Source organism: Citrobacter sp. Cpo074 (assembly GCF_030332745.1).
Lineage (GTDB): Bacteria > Pseudomonadota > Gammaproteobacteria > Enterobacterales > Enterobacteriaceae > Citrobacter > Citrobacter portucalensis.
This window is the reverse complement of the sequence record NZ_JAOWHG010000027.1, coordinates 1,551,224-1,569,398: the sequence shown is the minus strand read 5'-3', so window position 1 is coordinate 1,569,398 and position 18,175 is coordinate 1,551,224. Positions and strand designations below refer to the sequence as shown.

The window sequence follows — 18,175 nt, the reverse complement described above, 5'->3', positions numbered from 1 at the left end:
CGAACCCGAAGGAAGAATATGAACATTATTGAAGCTAACGTTGCTACCCCGGACGCTCGCGTCGCCATCACCATTGCGCGTTTCAACAACTTTATCAATGACAGCCTGCTGGAAGGTGCTATCGACGCCCTGAAACGTATTGGCCAGGTTAAAGATGAAAACATTACCGTTGTTTGGGTTCCAGGTGCATATGAGCTGCCACTGGCCGCTGACGCACTGGCAAAAACCGGTAAATACGACGCGGTGATTGCGCTCGGTACGGTGATCCGTGGCGGTACCGCGCACTTCGAATATGTGGCTGGCGGTGCAAGCAATGGCCTGGCGCATGTCGCTCAGGACAGTGGCATTCCGGTAGCCTTCGGTGTTCTGACCACCGAAAGTATTGAACAAGCCATCGAACGTGCTGGCACTAAAGCCGGTAACAAAGGCGCAGAAGCTGCACTGACTGCGCTTGAAATGATTAATGTATTGAAAGCCATCAAGGCCTGATTTTTGTAAGGGGAAATCCGTGAAACCTGCTGCTCGTCGCCGCGCCCGTGAGTGTGCCGTCCAGGCGCTCTACTCCTGGCAGTTGTCCCAGAACGACATCGCTGATGTTGAATACCAGTTCCTGGCGGAACAGGACGTTAAAGATGTCGACGTTCTGTATTTCCGTGAACTGCTGTCCGGGGTGGCGACTAACAGCGCGTACCTGGATGGATTAATGAAGCCTTACCTGTCTCGTCTGTTGGAAGAGCTGGGTCAGGTAGAAAAAGCCGTACTGCGTATTGCGCTGTTTGAATTGTCTAAACGTAGTGATGTGCCGTACAAAGTGGCCATCAACGAAGCGATTGAACTGGCAAAAACCTTCGGCGCTGAAGATAGCCACAAATTCGTGAACGGCGTACTGGATAAAGCAGCACCTGTGATTCGCCCCAACAAAAAGTAATCCCGAGGCCGGCTGGATGGTGGAACCTGTTTCCGCTGTCCCCGGCTTTTTCTTTTTTTTCTGCTGAGGCATAACGTATGGCATGTGGCGAGTTTTCCCTGATTGCCCGTTATTTTGACCGCGTAAGAACTTCTCGTCTTGATGTCGAAACCGGTATTGGTGACGACTGCGCACTTCTGAACATCCCTGAAAAACAAACGCTGGCGATCAGTACCGATACGCTGGTGGCAGGCAACCACTTTCTCCCCGACATTGATCCGACCGATCTCGCCTGGAAAGCACTGGCGGTGAATTTAAGCGATCTGGCGGCGATGGGGGCGGATCCTGCGTGGCTGACGCTGGCGCTCACGTTACCTGACGTCGATGAAGCCTGGCTGGAAGCCTTCAGCGATGGCCTGTTTGAACTCCTCAATTACTATGATATGCAGCTGATTGGTGGTGACACCACGCGTGGGCCGCTGTCGATGACGCTGGGTATCCATGGCTACGTCCCCGTTGGGCGGGCCTTAAAACGCTCAGGCGCGAAACCGGGTGACTGGATTTATGTTACCGGCACGCCGGGCGACAGTGCGGCCGGGCTGGCGATTTTGCAGAACCGATTGCAGGTTGCAGATGCAACAGACGCGGACTATCTGCTGCAACGCCATCTGCGTCCCACGCCGCGTATTTTGCAGGGACAAGCCCTGCGCGATCTGGCCAGTGCGGCTATCGATCTCTCCGATGGCCTGATTTCCGATTTGGGACACATCGTTAATGCTAGCGGCTGTGGCGCACGGGTTAACGTTGATGTGCTGCCATACTCCACGGCATTGTCACAGCACGTTGAGCCGGAACAGGCCCTGCGCTGGGCGCTCTCGGGAGGTGAAGATTATGAGTTATGCTTTACCGTACCGGAAATTAATCGTGGTGCGCTGGAAGTGGCGCTGGGAAATCTCGGCGCAGCGTTTACCTGCATTGGGCAGATGAGCGCGGACGTGGAAGGCATTCACTTTACGCGCGATGGAAAACCCGTCACGTTTGACTGGAAAGGATATGACCATTTTGCCGCGCCTTAAAAAAGATGTCGCCAAAAGCCGCCTGAGTATGCGCAATCCGTGGCACCTGTTAGCCACCGGTTTTGGCAGCGGGCTGAGCCCAATTGTTCCAGGCACGATGGGATCGCTGGCGGCGATCCCTTTTTGGTATTTAATGACCTTTCTGCCGTGGCAGCTGTATTCGCTGGTGGTGATGTTATCTATCTGTATCGGCGTTTATCTGTGCCATCAAACGGCGAAAGATATGGGCGTGCACGATCACGGTAGTATTGTCTGGGACGAGTTTGTCGGGATGTGGATTACCCTGATGGCGTTGCCGACCAACGACTGGCAGTGGGTTGCCGCCGGGTTTGTGATTTTCCGTATTCTGGATATGTGGAAGCCGTGGCCTATTCGTTGGTTCGATCGCAACGTACATGGCGGGACGGGGATCATGATCGACGATATTGTGGCCGGGATACTCTCTGCCGGAATTTTGTATTTTATCGGTCATCACTGGCCGGTAGGTATCATTTAACCCTTTTCAGGGGCTATTGTAGGCCCGATAAGCGCCGCGACATCGGGCGATCAGTGCCGGATGCGCTATGCTTATCCGGCCTACAATCTTCAACCGCGCTTATTTAAATCCCACCACCGGATGCTGTTTGTACGGCGTTTCCAGCTCGGCAATTTGCTCCGGCTTCAACGTTAAATCTACCGCGTTGAGCAACTCATCCAGCTGTTCCTCACGTGAAGAACCAATAATTGGCGCTGCCACGCCGGGTTTGCTCAGCAGCCAGGCCAGCGCAACCTGTGCCCGCGTTACACCCAACTCCTCACTGACACCGGTCAGTCGTGCGGCGATTTGCGCGTCGTTTTCATCGCTCTCGTTGTACAAATTTTTACCGACTTCATCGGAAACCAGACGTGCGGTTGTTTCTCCCCAGGGACGCGTCAGGCGACCGCGCGCCAGCGGGCTCCATGGGATAACGGCCACGCCTTCCTGATAGCAAAGCGGCAGCATTTCGCGTTCTTCTTCGCGGTAGATTAGGTTGTAGTGATCCTGCATGCTGACGAACTGCGCCCAGCCGTGTTGCTTCTGTAAGGCCAGAGCCTGGGCAAACTGCGAAGCGTGCATGGATGAGGCGCCAATATAGCGAGCTTTACCGGCTTTCACGACGTCGTTTAGAGCCTCCAGCGTTTCTTCGATTGGCGTGTTGTAATCCCAGCGGTGAATTTGCAGGATGTCCACATAGTCCATACCCAGGCGTCTGAGGCTGTCATCAATCGAGCGCAGAATTTGTGCGCGGGATAATCCTTCTGCTAAATCATCAACCTGGTGAAAAACCTTGGTAGCGACCACGACATCTTCGCGGCGGGCGAAATCACGCAGCGCGCGGCCGACAATCTCTTCGCTGCTGCCAGCGGAGTAGCTGTTGGCGGTATCGAAAAAGTTAATGCCGCCCTCAAGGGCGTGTTTGATTATCGGGCGGCTGCTTTCTTCAGGTAGCGTCCAGGCGTGATTGCCGCGATTGGGTTCGCCAAATGTCATGCAACCCAGGCAAAGGCGGGAGACCCGTAGGTCGGTTTTTCCTAAGATGTTGTATTTCATCAATCCACTCCTGCTTAGCTCGTGATGAATTAAGCATAGCAGGAGCGGGGAGGGGATTATGCCAGCCAGGCCTTGATTTTGGTCTCAATTCCGGCGGCATTCAGACCCAGATCGGCACGAGCTTCATCCTGAGTTCCCTGCGGGATGAAGAAGTCTGGTAGGCCAATGTTCAGCACCGGGACGGGCTTACGATGGGCCATCAGCACTTCGTTTACGCCGCTGCCAGCACCACCCATAATGGCGTTCTCTTCAATGGTAACCAGCACCTCGTGTTGGGCAGCCATTTCAAGGATCAACGTCTCATCCAGTGGTTTTACAAAGCGCATATCGACCAGCGTGGCGTTCAGCGACTCTGCGACCTGAGCGGCTTCCGGCATCAGGGTGCCGAAGTTGAGAATCGCCACTTTTTCCCCGTGACGTTTCACGATGCCTTTACCAATTGGCAGTTGTTCCAGCGGGGTCAGCTCAACGCCTACCGCGTTACCGCGTGGGTAGCGCACGACCGTTGGACCATCGTTGTAGTGATAGCCGGTGAACAGCATCTGGCGGCATTCGTTTTCATCACTCGGGGTCATGATGACCATTTCCGGGATGCAGCGCAGGAAGGAGAGATCGAACGCCCCCTGGTGGGTTTGTCCATCTGCGCCAACAATTCCTGCCCGGTCAACGGCAAACAGGACCGGCAGTTTCTGGATGGCTACATCGTGCAGCACCTGATCGTAGGCGCGTTGCAGGAAGGTCGAGTAAATGGCTACCACCGGCTTGTAGCCGCCAATCGCCAGACCGGCAGCAAACGTCACGGCGTGCTGCTCGGCAATCGCCACATCGAAATAGCGATCCGGGAACTTACGTGAAAACTCCACCATTCCGGAACCTTCGCGCATCGCCGGGGTGATTGCCATCAGCTTATTGTCTTTCGCTGCGGTCTCGCACAGCCAGTCACCGAAAATTTTTGAATAGCTCGGCAGACCGCCGCTGCTTTTCGGCAGGCATCCGCTGGACGGATCGAATTTTGGTACCGCGTGGAACGTAATCGGATCTTTTTCCGCAGGCTCGTAGCCACGACCCTTTTTGGTCATGATGTGCAGGAACTGCGGGCCTTTCAGATCGCGCATGTTTTTGAGTGTAGTGATAAGCCCCAGCACGTCGTGACCATCCACCGGACCGATATAGTTAAAGCCCAGTTCTTCAAACAGCGTACCCGGCACAACCATGCCTTTGATGTGTTCTTCGGTACGTTTGAGCAGCTCTTTAATCGGCGGCACGCCGGAGAAGACTTTCTTCCCACCTTCGCGCAGCGAGGAGTAGAGTTTGCCAGAGAGCAGTTGCGCCAGATGATTGTTCAGCGCGCCAACGTTCTCTGAAATCGACATTTCGTTGTCGTTGAGGATAACCAGCATGTCGGGCCTAATATCGCCCGCGTGGTTCATCGCTTCAAACGCCATCCCAGCGGTGATGGCTCCATCACCAATCACACACACGGTACGGCGCTCTTTACCTTCTTTCTCGGCGGCAACGGCAATACCGATACCTGCGCTGATGGAGGTAGAAGAGTGCCCAACGCTCAGTACGTCATACTCGCTCTCACCGCGCCATGGGAACGGATGCAGGCCGCCTTTCTGACGAATGGTGCCGATTTTATCGCGGCGACCAGTCAGAATTTTGTGCGGATAAGCCTGATGTCCCACATCCCAGATTAACTGGTCAAACGGGGTGTTGTAGACATAGTGCAGCGCGACGGTGAGTTCCACCGTGCCCAGACCAGAGGCGAAGTGCCCGCTGGAACGGCTTACGCTGTCGAGCAAATAGCGGCGCAGTTCGTCGCAAAGCTTTGGCAGGCTCTCTTTTGGCAGCAGACGTAACTCCTGGGTGGAGTCGACCAGCGCCAGGGTCGGGTATTTGGCTATATCAAAACTCATCGCAAGCTCATGGGATATGTTGGTTTATTTATCACGCTGGATTATGTAGTCCGCTAGCGCTTCCAGTGCCGAGGTATCGAGTGACTGTGCGGCCAGCAGACTTAGCGACTGGCGGGCATCCTCGATTAAATCCCGGGCTTTATTCTGGGCTTGCTCAAGACCCAGAAGTGCAGGATAGGTACTTTTGCCAAGCTGCTGGTCAGCACCCTGACGTTTACCCAATGTTGCAGTATCGCCTACCACATCCAGGATGTCATCCTGAACCTGGAAAGCCAGACCGATGCTTTCTGCGTATTTGTCGAGTATTGGCAGGCATTCTCGCCCTTTATCGCCAGCACTTAACGCCCCCAAACGCACGGCGGCGCGAATCAATGCTCCGGTTTTATGGCGATGAATCCGCTCCAGCGCATCCAGCTCAACCTGATGACCTTCAGCTTCCAGATCCAGTGCCTGACCGCCGCACATACCGGCGATGCCGCTGGCCTGAGCCAGTTCAGAGATCATCGCGATGCGGTCACGGTCAGTGACTTCCGGCATTGGGGCGTCGCTGATAATGGAGAATGCCAGCGTTTGTAGCGCATCTCCGGCCAGGATCGCATTTGCCTCGCCAAATTTTACGTGGCAAGTCGGCAGACCGCGTCGCAGGTCATCGTCATCCATCGCGGGCAAATCATCGTGCATCAGCGAATAGGCATGAATGCATTCGACGGCGGCAGCGGGAGCATCAAGCGTACTCAGGCTGACACCAAACATCTGACCGGTCGCATACACCAGGAACGGGCGCAGGCGTTTACCGCCTAATAATGCGCCATATTGCATGGTTTCGACCACGGGAGTGTTCTGAAAGGGCAGTGGCGCGATAAAACGGCTCAGTGCCTGGTTGGCCTGCTCAACGCAAGCCTGTAGCTGCTGCGTAAAATCCATTTACTCATTATCCGGTGTAAAAGGCGTAAGGGCCGCGTCTTCAGTATCTGACAGCAGGATTTGTACGCGCTGTTCAGCCTGTTGCAATTTGACCTGTCCCTGACGCGCCAACTGTACGCCACGTTCGAATTCGTTCAACGCTTCTTCTAACGGCAGGTCGCCGCCTTCCAGACGGGTAACAATTTGTTCCAGCTCGCTCAGCGCGGTTTCAAAACTGGCGGGCGCTTCATTTTTCTTCGGCATAATGAATGTCTGACTCTCTGTATTGGCAGCACAAGACTATGGTAACGGACTCGCACTGATAAGCAAATAACGCGCAATGTGCACAGTAGCCGCGTGATGGTGATATACTTGCGCGCCTGGATGCAGTCGCGGGTATGGGCTGCTGTATTTTTTTCCATTACAAGTCATTCAGACTTGCCTAAGAACCATTGCCGCCATGAAGTTTATCATTAAATTGTTCCCAGAAATCACCATCAAAAGCCAATCTGTGCGTTTGCGCTTTATAAAAATTCTGACAGGGAACATTCGTAACGTTTTAAAGCACTATGATGAAGACCTTGCCGTTGTCCGTCACTGGGATCACGTTGAGGTTCGCGCTAAAGATGAAAGCCAGCGCCTGGATATTCGCGACGCGCTGACCCGTATTCCGGGTATTCACCACATTCTCGAAGTAGAAGACGTGCCATTTACCGATATGCACGATATTTTCGAGAAAGCACTGGTGCAGTATCGCGATCAACTGGAAGGTAAAACCTTCTGTGTACGCGTTAAGCGTCGCGGGAAGCATGAGTTTAGCTCCATTGAGGTGGAACGTTATGTTGGCGGTGGACTGAACCAACATATTGAATCTGCACGCGTGAAGCTGACGAAGCCGGATGTGACCGTTAATCTTGAAATCGAAAACGACCGTCTGCTGCTGGTTAAAGGCCGCTATGAAGGTATTGGTGGTTTCCCGATTGGGACGCAGGAAGACGTACTGTCGCTGATTTCCGGCGGTTTCGACTCTGGTGTATCCAGCTATATGCTGATGCGTCGCGGCTGCCGTGTTCACTATTGCTTCTTTAACCTCGGCGGCGCCGCGCATGAAATCGGCGTTCGTCAGGTGGCGCATTATCTGTGGAACCGCTTCGGTAGCTCGCATCGCGTGCGTTTTGTCGCGATCAACTTTGAGCCGGTGGTGGGCGAGATACTGGAGAAAGTCGACGACGGCCAGATGGGCGTGGTTCTCAAACGTATGATGGTTCGCGCGGCGTCGAAAGTCGCTGAGCGCTACGGCGTACAGGCGCTGGTAACCGGTGAAGCACTGGGCCAGGTGTCCAGCCAGACGCTGACCAACCTGCGTCTGATCGATAACGTTTCTGACACCCTGATCCTGCGCCCGCTTATCTCCCATGATAAAGAGCACATCATCAATCTGGCGCGTGAAATTGGTACCGAGGACTTTGCCCGTACCATGCCGGAATACTGCGGTGTAATTTCAAAAAGCCCGACGGTGAAAGCGATCAAAGCGAAGATTGAGGCCGAAGAAGAAAACTTCGATTTCTCTATCCTCGATAAAGTGGTTGAAGAAGCGAACAATATTGATATTCGCGATATCGCCCAGCAGACGCAGCAGACCGTGGTAGAAGTGGAAACCGTGAGCGGTTTCGGCCCGAATGACGTAATCCTTGATATCCGTTCTGTGGATGAACAGGATGATAAACCGCTGAAGGTTGAAGGTGTGGACGTCGTTTCTCTGCCATTCTACAAGCTGAGCACTAAATTCGGCGATCTGGACCAGAGTAAAACCTGGCTGCTGTGGTGTGAACGCGGGGTGATGAGCCGTCTGCAGGCGCTTTATCTGCGCGAGCAGGGCTTTGAGAACGTGAAGGTGTATCGCCCGTAATTGAGTAAACACCGTGTTGTAGGCCGGATAAGGCGGTTACGCCTCCATCCGGCAATATAACGATATTATTCAAAACGAACGGGAAGCGTCTTCCCGTTCGACTCCCAGACCCCCTGATAGACACCGTTTTTTAATTCCAGCGTTATCTTCTCTTGCGTTTGTTCAGCCGCAGATGTCTTCAGTTCATAATGTTGATTGTCGGCTGTGTCGCATTTGCCGGTCAATTCAATCGGTGCGCCAAATTTTTGGTAAAAGTAAGCCCCTTCAAAAAAATCACCGTATTTGCAGTCCACCTTCAACACAATACGCATGCTTTTTCCCAGCGTGCCGTACATGACTTTGCCGTCAATGCCGGGCGCTGGCGAAACTGGTGTTGTACTCTTTGCGGTAGTCAGATATTGGCCGTACGGTGTGAGTCGATTTTGCAGTTCCGCGGTTGGGATTTTCGTTGTGAAATCACCCAACTCGTCGAGCGCACGGCTGGCGTGGTTGCTACAGCGTCCGTTCAGGAAAGCCAGATGGTCTTTTTGCAGGGAGAATTTGTCGATGTAGTACAAACCGTCGGTGTAGGTTGCGCACGATGCGTAGAATTCGGCATAGTTAAAATCTTCACCTTTCTCTTCTTTTATTTGTTCTGGTGTTTGCGAATTATGCGCCGTAACAAAGGTATCGATTTGGCCGCGGATATCTTTTCTGGTGCGGGTGTTTAATTCGGCGATTGTAGCCCGGGAAAAGAGATCGTTAAGGGTAATTGCCGCACCGCTGGCTAAATCGAAGCTGATCGGCACATTGTACGACTCGCAATACGCCCCGCAACCTTCGACAAACATGTTGAGCGTCAGGATTTTTGCGTTGCGATACTCAACCGTGTAGTCAAGATTTGCGGTGGGATTCATGGCTGATTTCGCAAACTGATTTACTGTGGCCTGTGGAGTATTACCCGGTAGCTGATTGATAAAGCTTGCGAAAATATAATCGTTAATGCGTTTTGCAACGTTGGGGTTATCCGTCGAGGAAAACCATGGCACGCGATACTGCATTTCAGTGCTTCCGGGATAGCGATATTCAATACTCTTTATTTCGAGTTGTGTCGCTATGGCATAACCGGAAAGGAGCAGTAAAGCCACTCCACTCAGATATCCTTTCATTATGATTCCTTATAAGGGAGTGGCTCGAAGATTTACTCGTAATAGTTATAGATTCCCGCGGCCATCACCAGTTGTGACGCCACCTCGTGAGCTTTTTCGCGACTCACCAGAAGATCAATGATTTTCAAACCGAAATCGATTGAGGTTCCCGGTCCCTGGCTGGTTAACAGATTGACGCGCGGATCCCATACGACGCGCTTGTCCTGCCACTGGTCAGCGGGAATTTGGTCTTTCAGCGCCGGAAAACCGGTCATGTTACCGATGGGGAAAATATCGTGTGGGACGAGTACGGTGGCGGCCGCGGCGCAAATTGCCGCGACAATGCGCCCGGAACGATGAAACTGTTTCACGGTTTCGATTAGCAGCGGGCTGTCGCGAAAACACTCGGCGCCTTTAATACCGCCCGGTAGCACGATAATGTCGAAATCGCCATCAGCAACTTCGACTAATGGCGCATCCGCCAGCAGCTTCACTCCGCGTGAGCACACGATCGTCAGGTCGCCATCGCTGGCGACGCTAGCGGTCGTGACCTTAATTCCGCCGCGCACCAGCAGATCGATAGTGGTGACCGCTTCGGTCTCTTCACTACCAGGGGCGAGACATACCAGTGCTTGAGCGCTCATACTCACTTTCCTTTCTCTTTACCATTTCAAACAGTTGGGCGTTTTCCGGGACGGCGATGCCGTGCGCGCGGGCGCGTTTTAACAAATAACCGGTAATGTAGTCGATCTCAGTATGGCGCAGGGCACGAATGTCTTGCAGCATTGATGAGATATTTTCCGCCGTACTGTCAATCACTTGCTCGACATAATAGCGTAAATCGTCCACAGATGTATGGTGGCCTTCGCGTTCAATGACCGCGGCCACTTCCTCGCAGATGAGTGCTATTTTTTCAGGATGATGTCGTAACTCGCCGTTTGGGCAATCCCATAATGCGGTCAGCGGGTTAATGACGCAGTTGACGGCCAGCTTTCGCCACAGCTCGGCGCGAATAGTGTCGTGCCAGGCGACGTCCGGTAGCACCTCTTGCAGGACTTCAGCCAGATAACTGAAATCACCGTCTTGTTCACGTGCCGGACCAATGCGTGTTGTTCCCTGAGCGACATGAATGATGACGTTGCCGTCACGGCGTGCCGCGTGGGTGGTGGTGCCTATCAGCAGAGGTTGCTTAATGTTATGCAGCTCTTCAATTGTCCCCATGCCGTTGTGAATCAGCAGAATGGGAGTAGTTTCAGGCAGAATTGCGGCCAGGCCTTTTACCGCATCAGAAACCTGCCAGGCTTTAAGGGTGACCAGTAGCAGGTCGCTTTTTGCCAAAAAGTCGGGGTCGTTTGCCGTCAGGGATTCATTAAAAACTGACCCATCCGTGTCGATCAGGTTTACGCTGCAATAGGGTTGCGGTACGCGTAGCCACCCTTGCACCTCATGTCCATGTTTGCATAGCGCGGTAAGCCAAAGCTGTCCTAGCGCTCCACATCCCAGTACGGTAATTTTCATTCTTCCTCCTCACCTGCAACAGCACCAGGTGTTAATCCATATCGGCCGTACCCCATTATTGTTCGCAGGTATCAGTACCACGTACAATTAAAGGATACAGCCTAGTATAGCGCTGTCTGTTGGGTAACTTTGCAGGTATTATGCTTCGCATCAAAAATGAAGGGAGAGGAAAAGATGCCATCTTTCGATATTGTCTCTGAAGTTGATCTTCAGGAAGCCCGTAACGCGGTAGATAACGCCAGCCGCGAAGTGGAGTCACGCTTTGATTTTCGTGGCGTTGAAGCGACTTTTGAGCTGAATGAGTCAAATAAGACGATTAAGGTGCTGAGCGAATCTGATTTTCAGGTCAATCAGTTGCTGGATATTCTGCGTGCCAAGCTGCTCAAACGCGGTATTGAAGGCACGTCGCTGGACGTACCAGAAACCTTCGTGCACAGCGGTAAAACCTGGTTTGTTGAAGCTAAGCTGAAACAAGGCATTGAAAGTGCAGTGCAAAAGAAGATCGTTAAGCTGATCAAAGACAGCAAACTGAAGGTGCAGGCGCAGATTCAGGGCGAAGAAATCCGTGTAACCGGCAAGGCGCGTGACGACCTGCAATCCGTTATGGCGCTGGTTCGCGGCGGCGGCCTCGGTCAACCGTTCCAGTTCAAGAACTTCCGCGATTAAGTCGTTATGTCAGATGGCGTAAGCCGCCATCTGACAAATCTCATCTTTACGCCTGGCTGATGGCCTGCTCAACCTCAAATCGATTGGTGACTTTGCTGTCGATTTTCACGTAGGCCGAATGCTCTTTCGCCACAATTAACACTTCGCTTATTCCTTCTTTTGCCAGCAGGCGCTGCTTCAGGGTGTCATCCGCAGCAATTTCAGGTGGGATTTCGACCCGCAGGCTGCTGACATACGGCGGCTCTTTCATTGTACTTGCCACCAATAACCACACTGCCGCCAGAAGCGCACCGGCCAGGAATACGGCCTGACCATCAAACATTTCAACCACCCAACCGCCGAGCGAACCGCCAATCGCCACGCCAAGAAACTGGCTGGTGGAGTAAACGCCCATTGCCGTGCCTTTATAGCCAGCCGGAGACTCTTTACTGATAAGCGAGGGGAGGAGGGCTTCCATCAGGTTGAAGGCGAGGAAGAATATCTGCACGCCCGCAATCAACCCCCAGAAACGCACGTTAGCGCTCCACAATACAATCTCTGCAATAAGAATCAGTAACACGCAGGCGAGGAACACGCGTTTCATGCGGCGCTTCACTTCGGCGTAAATGATGAACGGCACCACGGAAACAAAGGACAGCAGCATCGTCACCAGATAAATTTTCCAGTGCTCTGCGGCGGGGAAGCCTGCTTTCGCCAGTTGGCCTGGTAAGGCAACGAAGGTGGACATCAGCAATATGTGCAGACACATGATGCCAAAGTTGAGCTTCAGCAGTTTGGGCTCTGCCAGCACTTTACTGAAGCTGTCTTTTACCATCCCCGACTCGCGGTTCAGCACGTGGGTAGTGCTATTGGGAACGACCCAAATGGTCAGCACGATACCCGTGGTAGCAAGGGCTGCAATCATCCAGAACAGCGCGTGTAGCCCCAGCGCATGGGTAACGATTGGTCCCAGCACCATCGCAATGGCGAAGGTGATACCAAAGCTGACGCCGATAAACGCCATCGCTTTGGTACGGTTTTGCTCACGGGTTAAGTCGGAAAGTAGCGCCATTACGGCAGCAGCAATCGCGCCAGAGCCTTGCAAGGCCCGGCCAAGAATAATTCCCCAGATTGAATCGGAGAGAGCAGCAATTATGCTGCCGAGAACAAATACCGCCAGCCCGCCGACAATAAGCGGCTTACGGCCGATGCGGTCTGACAGCAGACCAAAAGGGATCTGGAAGATGGCTTGCGCTAGGCCATAAATACCGATAGCAAGGCCTATCAAGGCTTCGCTGGCACCCTGTAGCGCCATACCGTACGTGGTCAGAACCGGCAGGACCATAAACATGCCAAGCATGCGCAACGAAAATACGGTCCCTAAACCCCAGGTGGCGCGCAACTCACCGGGCGTCATTTTGTAATCGTTCATTCCCACCTCTGTATTAATTTCGCGCCTAGTGTAAAGCGCTAAGCAGGCTGGGTAAATATGCGCTTTATTAACAAATGTTGGGGTTGTGAGGGGCGTCGGCTGGAGACGAAAATGCCGGATAGCGATCTGAACGTAACTTATCCGGCCTACAAGCTATGTGCTTTTTTGTAGGCCGGATAAGGCGTCAGCCGCCATCCGGCATAGAAGGTATGACGATTAACTTACCAGACGTAAGTCAGCAGGTTCTGCGAGTTTGGCACCATAAAGTCGACGGACATCATCACGCTGAGCGCGGTAATGGCAATGATGGAGAAACCGAACAGCTTGCGCGCCCAGACTCTGTCATCTTCCACTTTATAACCACGCAGCGCCATGCCCAACCACCAGACGCTCACCGCCGCGGCAACAATCAGGTATTTATAACCTGCATAGCCGCCCAGGGTTAGCATCAGTGTGGCGATAGCAAACGCCACGATGTACAGCGTGATATGGTTCTTCGCGACCGAAATACCTTTCACCACCGGCAGTACCGGGATGTTGGCAGCCTGATAATCCTTGAAGCGGAAAATCGCAATCGCGTAAGAGTGCGGCATCTGCCACAGGCTGAAAATAGCCAGCAGAATCAACGCACCGCTATCGAACTCACCGGTTACGGCACAGTAGCCAATCACCGGCGGCGCAGCGCCGGAGAGTGAGCCAATCAGCGTGCCATAAACGGAATGGCGCTTCATGTACAGGCTATAAACGCCCACATAGACCACGAAGCCCATTACCCCCAGCCAGCAGGCCAGAGGGTTCGCGCCAAACCACAGCAGCATAAAGCCAGCAATACCCAGCAGGGTGGCGTATACCAGCGAGACCGCAGGGGAAATCAGACCTTTAACCAGCACGCGGTTTTTGGTCCTCTCCATCTTCCTGTCGATATCCCTGTCGATGTAGTTGTTAAATACACAACCCGACGCCACAACCAGTGACACCCCAACCAGCGTGTAGATAAACAGGGGATAATCAATGCTGCCTTTCGAGGCCAGCAGGAATCCCCCAATCACCGAGATCAGGTTGCCAAAGATGATGCCTGGTTTCGTTACTTGCAGGTATTGCTTAAACATCATAATCGCCGCTCTTAGTGCATCATCATGTTGTAGTTAAGGTTCCACATAATCCAGATGGAGCCCACAACCAGGATGGCGATGATTAGCACAGTAAAGACAAAGGCCGTCATGTTCCAACCTTCATCAGATTTGCTATTCATGTGCAGGAAGCACACCAGGTGCACCAGAATCTGTACCACTGCCATTGCCAGAATAGTTCCCAGAATGACGGCCGGTGAGGCAGAACCTGTCATCACCATCCAGAACGGAATGACCGTCAGGATGATCGACAGGATAAAACCTGTCATGTAGGTTTTTACGCTGCCATGGGATGCGCCGCCGCTCTCGTTAGAATGACTCATTACATCGCCCCCATCAGATAAACAACAGTGAACACACAGATCCACACCACATCCAGGAAGTGCCAGAACAGGCTCAGGCACATGATGCGGGTACGGTTAGTACTGGTCAGACCGCGACGAGCAACTTGCACCATCAGCACAGCCATCCAGATAAGACCGGAGGTGACGTGCAGACCGTGCGTACCGACCAGCGCGAAGAACGCAGACAGGAAGCCGCTGCGATCCGGGCCCATACCGTTAACAATCAGGTGATGGAATTCATAGAGTTCCATCCCGATGAATCCGGCACCGAACAAGAAGGTCAACGCCAGCCAGGAGATAACCTGGCTCTTGTTGTTCTTGTACATGGCAATCGCTGCCATGCCGTAAGTAATGGAGCTGAATAACAGCAGGAATGTTTCAACCAGAACGAACGGCAGTTCAAAAATGTCCTTACCTGTCGGGCCACCTGCGGTGCCGTTCACCAGAACGGCATAGGTTGCAAACAGAATAGAGAACAGAATGCAGTCGCTCATCAGGTAGACCCAGAATCCGAAGATCTTGGTCTGGCCTGCATCGTGGTGCCCGTGTTCGTGCGCGTGGGCAGTCGCGTGCGTTAAAGTATCAGTTGCCATTTTTCAGCCCTGCCTTAGTAATCTCATCGAAATGCTGGTTTTCCAGTTTTTCGACTTCCGGGACCGGCACGTAGTAATCCACGTCTTCATCAAAGCTTTTCACAATCCAGCTGATGATCATGCCTGCGAAGCTTGCAATCGCCAGCCACCAGATATGCCAGATCATGGCGAAACCAAACAGTGTTGCGAAGGCGGTAATGACGATACCGGCACCGCTGTTCTTCGGCATATGAATTTCTTCATAGTGCGCAGGCTGCTTGTACGCTTCACCTTTTTCTTTCATTTCCCAGAAGGCATCACGCTCGTGAACGTGCGGCACAACGGCAAAGTTATAGAACGGAGGCGGGGAAGAGGTTGCCCACTCCAGCGTACGACCACCCCATGGGTCACCGGTCAGGTCACGGTTCTGCTCGCGGTCGCGAATAGAAACGAAGATCTGAATCAGCTGGCACAGGATACCCAGTGCAATCAGCGCGGCGCCGCAGGCGGCAACGACCAGCATCGGATGGAACTGTGGATCAATCTGCTGGCTGAGGCGACGGGTCATACCCATGAAGCCCAGCACGTACAGCGGCATAAATGCTACGAAGAAGCCGATGATCCAGAACCAGAATGCGCGTTTACCCCAGGTTTCGTTCAGCGTGAAGCCAAACGCTTTTGGCCACCAGTAGGTCATACCAGCGAAGCATCCAAATACGACACCGCCGATGATAACGTTATGGAAGTGCGCAATCAGGAACAGACTGTTGTGCAGAACGAAGTCCGCACCCGGCACCGCCAGCAGTACACCGGTCATGCCGCCGACTGAGAAGGTGACGATAAAGCCAATCGTCCACAGCATTGCTGAGTGGAATACGATACGGCCCTGATACATGGTGAACAGCCAGTTGAAGATCTTCACCCCGGTCGGGATGGCGATAATCATGGTGGTTATACCGAAGAAGGCGTTTACGTTAGCGCCTGCACCCATGGTGAAGAAGTGGTGCAGCCAAACAACGAACGACAGAACGGTGATACACACGGTTGCCCACACCAGCGAGGTGTAACCAAACAGACGTTTACGTGAGAAGGTTGCCGCGATTTCGGAGAACACACCGAAGACTGGCAGAACCAGAATGTACACTTCCGGATGGCCCCAGGCCCAAATCAGGTTGATGTACATCATCATGTTGCCGCCCATATCGTTGGTAAAGAAATGGGTGCCCAGATAGCGATCCAGGGTCAGCAACGCGACGGTAACCGTCAGGATTGGGAAAGAAGCGATAATCAGGATGTTTGCACACAGAGATGCCCAGCTAAACACCGGCATCTTGAACATGGTCATTCCTGGTGCACGCATCTTAATGATGGTCACAAAGAAGTTGATACCGGTTAGGGTTGTACCAATACCGGACAACTGGACTGCCCATATCCAATAGTCGACCCCGACGCTTGGACTGTACTCTATTCCCGAAAGTGGCGGATACGCCAGCCAACCGGTCTGCGCGAATTCACCCACGCCCAGAGAAAGGTTAACCAGAATTACGCCGACAACGGTGAACCAGAAGCTCAGGTTGTTCAGGAACGGGAATGCAACGTCACGTGCGCCGATCTGCAGTGGAACCACCAGGTTCATCAGACCGATAACAAATGGCATTGCCACGAAGAAGATCATAATCACGCCGTGGGCCGTGAAGATCTGGTCGTAGTGGTGAGGAGGCAGGAAGCCTGCTTCACCTGCAGAAGCCAGCGCTTGCTGACTACGCATCATGATGGCGTCGGCAAAGCCACGAATCAACATGACGATTGCGACGATGACATACATGATGCCAAGGCGTTTGTGGTCAACCGAGGTTAGCCACTCTTTCCACAGGTAGGTCCACTTACCGAAGTAAGTGATAAGGCCCAGTAAGGCCGCACCACCGATGATAATGGCAGCAATCGTAACCATGACAATAGGTTCATGGAACGGAACTGCATCCAGCGTCAATTTTCCGAACATCGTATTCTTCCTCGGCCCCTTAGTGAGCGGATTCCGCGTGGCTCATGTCCATGCCTTCCATTCCTTCGTGTGCGCTGTGCTCACCTTCGGGTTGGGTCATGTCCATGCTCTTACCGTGAGCCATAAATTTGTTAATAACGTCTTTAAACAAATCCGGTTTCACGTTGGAGAAGTATTCCACCTGGTTGTATTCGCTTGGCGCAGCCACTTTCTCGAACGCTGCCATGTCGCTCATGGTGTTCGTGGACTGTTTAGCTTTAGCAACCCATTGGTCGAATTCGGCGCGGTCCTTTGTTGCGATAGCCTTGAACTTCATACCGGAGAAGCCTGGTCCGCTATAACTTGCGGAGATACCATCATAAGTACCGACTTCGTTGGCGATCAGATGCAGTCGAGTCTGCATACCGGCCATGGCATAAATCTGGCTACCCAGACGCGGGATAAAGAAGGAGTTCATCACGGAGTTGGAAGTCACTTTGAATTCAACCGGAGTATTCGCCGGGAAGGCGATTTCATTCACGGTAGCGATACCCTGTTCCGGATAGATGAAGAACCATTTCCAGTCCATGGAAACCACTTCGATGGTAATGGGCTTCTCGTCATGCGCCAGCGGTTTGCTTGGCTCAAGAGCGTGAGTGGTTTTCCAGGTCAGAACGGCAAGGAAAATGATGATTAAGATCGGCACCGTCCAGACCACAGCTTCCACTTTATTGGAGTGTGACCAGTTCGGGCTGTACTTCGCATCTTTATTGCTTGCACGATACTTCCAGGCAAAACCAACAGCCATCAAGATGGCGGGAATAACGACAATCAACATCAGGCCAAATGCCGTCAGTATCAATGACCGTTGTTCCAGTCCAATCTGTCCTTTAGGGTCAAGCAGCGCAGAATTACAGCCACTGAGTAATGCAGTGCCTGCAATTAATGACAACCATCCCAAACTTTTATTGTATTTCCTGAGTCTCATTTAACGACCTCAATTCCACGGGACCGGGTGGCGTTTAAAGTGTGAGGGCATTTTACGGGAAGGTTACATTACTGTAAACATCTCTAGATCTGTGTTACTGGGTTCTGCCGTGCATGTCACATATGTTGCAATATATGTCGCTTTGGCTTTAAGA

19 protein-coding genes are annotated in these 18,175 nt (G+C 52.8%); 6 read left to right on the top strand and 13 right to left on the bottom strand.

Features of this window, described 5'->3' with window-relative positions; genetic code table 11:
* Positions 1-18: 18 nt before the first annotated feature.
* From ribH to pgpA, 4 genes are all read left to right on the top strand, one after another.
* Entirely contained in the window at positions 19-489 is a 471-nt protein-coding gene (ribH, locus tag OGX83_RS12145; RefSeq protein WP_003021575.1) for a 6,7-dimethyl-8-ribityllumazine synthase, read from the top strand.
* 19 nt (positions 490-508) lie between these two features.
* A complete protein-coding gene (gene nusB / locus OGX83_RS12140) occupies positions 509-928 on the top strand; it encodes a transcription antitermination factor NusB (protein WP_000801129.1) in 420 nt (139 codons plus the stop codon).
* A gap of 77 nt (positions 929-1,005) precedes the next feature.
* Positions 1,006-1,983 carry a thiamine-phosphate kinase gene (gene thiL, locus OGX83_RS12135; RefSeq protein WP_008783930.1) on the top strand — a complete coding sequence of 326 codons (978 nt, stop codon included), beginning with the start codon at positions 1,006-1,008 and terminating at the stop codon, positions 1,981-1,983.
* Entirely contained in the window at positions 1,961-2,479 is a 519-nt protein-coding gene (gene pgpA, locus OGX83_RS12130; RefSeq protein WP_003021578.1) for a phosphatidylglycerophosphatase A, read from the top strand. The genes thiL and pgpA overlap by 23 nt, the downstream gene beginning before the upstream one ends.
* A gap of 99 nt (positions 2,480-2,578) precedes the next feature.
* On the opposite strand, the gene yajO is transcribed toward pgpA, so the two are convergent.
* Genes yajO through xseB form a run of 4 tightly spaced genes read right to left on the bottom strand, consistent with a single transcriptional unit; the run spans position 2,579 to position 6,639 of the window.
* Entirely contained in the window at positions 2,579-3,553 is a 975-nt protein-coding gene (yajO, locus tag OGX83_RS12125) for a 1-deoxyxylulose-5-phosphate synthase YajO (RefSeq protein WP_008783931.1), read from the bottom strand.
* Positions 3,554-3,609: 56 nt separating this feature from the next.
* Positions 3,610-5,472 (bottom strand): 1-deoxy-D-xylulose-5-phosphate synthase, encoded by a 1,863-nt coding sequence (gene dxs, locus OGX83_RS12120; protein WP_003830996.1) that lies wholly within the window; start codon positions 5,470-5,472, stop codon positions 3,610-3,612.
* Positions 5,473-5,496: 24 nt separating this feature from the next.
* Positions 5,497-6,396 carry a (2E,6E)-farnesyl diphosphate synthase gene (gene ispA / locus OGX83_RS12115; protein WP_008783932.1) on the bottom strand — a complete coding sequence of 300 codons (900 nt, stop codon included), beginning with the start codon at positions 6,394-6,396 and terminating at the stop codon, positions 5,497-5,499.
* Positions 6,397-6,639, bottom strand: coding sequence for an exodeoxyribonuclease VII small subunit (xseB, locus tag OGX83_RS12110; protein ID WP_003021586.1), 243 nt, complete (start codon positions 6,637-6,639; stop codon positions 6,397-6,399). It abuts the gene before it with no gap.
* A gap of 196 nt (positions 6,640-6,835) precedes the next feature.
* Here xseB and thiI point away from each other — a divergent pair, with 196 nt between their 5' ends.
* Positions 6,836-8,284, top strand: coding sequence for a tRNA uracil 4-sulfurtransferase ThiI (thiI, locus tag OGX83_RS12105; protein WP_008783933.1), 1,449 nt, complete (start codon positions 6,836-6,838; stop codon positions 8,282-8,284).
* A 65-nt stretch (positions 8,285-8,349) separates the two neighbouring features.
* Here the strand turns inward: thiI and OGX83_RS12100 are convergent, their stop codons facing one another.
* Genes OGX83_RS12100 through panE form a run of 3 tightly spaced genes read right to left on the bottom strand, consistent with a single transcriptional unit; the run spans position 8,350 to position 10,929 of the window.
* Positions 8,350-9,432 (bottom strand): hypothetical protein, encoded by a 1,083-nt coding sequence (locus OGX83_RS12100; RefSeq protein ID WP_286588104.1) that lies wholly within the window; start codon positions 9,430-9,432, stop codon positions 8,350-8,352.
* Between the two features lie 32 nt (positions 9,433-9,464).
* Positions 9,465-10,055 carry a protein deglycase YajL gene (gene yajL, locus OGX83_RS12095; protein WP_008783935.1) on the bottom strand — a complete coding sequence of 197 codons (591 nt, stop codon included), beginning with the start codon at positions 10,053-10,055 and terminating at the stop codon, positions 9,465-9,467.
* Positions 10,018-10,929 carry a 2-dehydropantoate 2-reductase gene (gene panE, locus OGX83_RS12090; protein ID WP_032942532.1) on the bottom strand — a complete coding sequence of 304 codons (912 nt, stop codon included), beginning with the start codon at positions 10,927-10,929 and terminating at the stop codon, positions 10,018-10,020. The genes yajL and panE overlap by 38 nt, the downstream gene beginning before the upstream one ends.
* 174 nt (positions 10,930-11,103) lie before the next feature.
* On the opposite strand from panE, the gene OGX83_RS12085 reads away from it, so the two are divergent.
* Entirely contained in the window at positions 11,104-11,595 is a 492-nt protein-coding gene (locus tag OGX83_RS12085; RefSeq protein WP_286588101.1) for a YajQ family cyclic di-GMP-binding protein, read from the top strand.
* Between the two features lie 46 nt (positions 11,596-11,641).
* Here the strand turns inward: OGX83_RS12085 and OGX83_RS12080 are convergent, their stop codons facing one another.
* The 6 genes from OGX83_RS12080 to cyoA all read right to left on the bottom strand — a co-directional run bounded on the left by OGX83_RS12080 (position 11,642) and on the right by cyoA (position 18,021).
* Positions 11,642-13,006 (bottom strand): MFS transporter, encoded by a 1,365-nt coding sequence (locus OGX83_RS12080; protein ID WP_286588099.1) that lies wholly within the window; start codon positions 13,004-13,006, stop codon positions 11,642-11,644.
* A 221-nt stretch (positions 13,007-13,227) separates the two neighbouring features.
* Positions 13,228-14,118 (bottom strand): heme o synthase, encoded by an 891-nt coding sequence (cyoE, locus tag OGX83_RS12075; RefSeq protein ID WP_003831005.1) that lies wholly within the window; start codon positions 14,116-14,118, stop codon positions 13,228-13,230.
* Positions 14,119-14,129: 11 nt separating this feature from the next.
* Complete coding sequence (locus tag OGX83_RS12070; protein ID WP_003831006.1) at positions 14,130-14,459, bottom strand: cytochrome o ubiquinol oxidase subunit IV; 330 nt, start codon at positions 14,457-14,459, stop codon at positions 14,130-14,132.
* Entirely contained in the window at positions 14,459-15,073 is a 615-nt protein-coding gene (locus tag OGX83_RS12065; RefSeq protein WP_003831007.1) for a cytochrome o ubiquinol oxidase subunit III, read from the bottom strand. Before OGX83_RS12065 ends, OGX83_RS12070 begins: the two co-directional genes overlap by 1 nt.
* Entirely contained in the window at positions 15,063-17,054 is a 1,992-nt protein-coding gene (gene cyoB, locus OGX83_RS12060; RefSeq protein ID WP_003831008.1) for a cytochrome o ubiquinol oxidase subunit I, read from the bottom strand. Before cyoB ends, OGX83_RS12065 begins: the two co-directional genes overlap by 11 nt.
* Positions 17,055-17,073: 19 nt before the next feature.
* Positions 17,074-18,021, bottom strand: coding sequence for a cytochrome o ubiquinol oxidase subunit II (gene cyoA / locus OGX83_RS12055; RefSeq protein ID WP_032942534.1), 948 nt, complete (start codon positions 18,019-18,021; stop codon positions 17,074-17,076).
* Positions 18,022-18,175 lie beyond the last annotated feature (154 nt).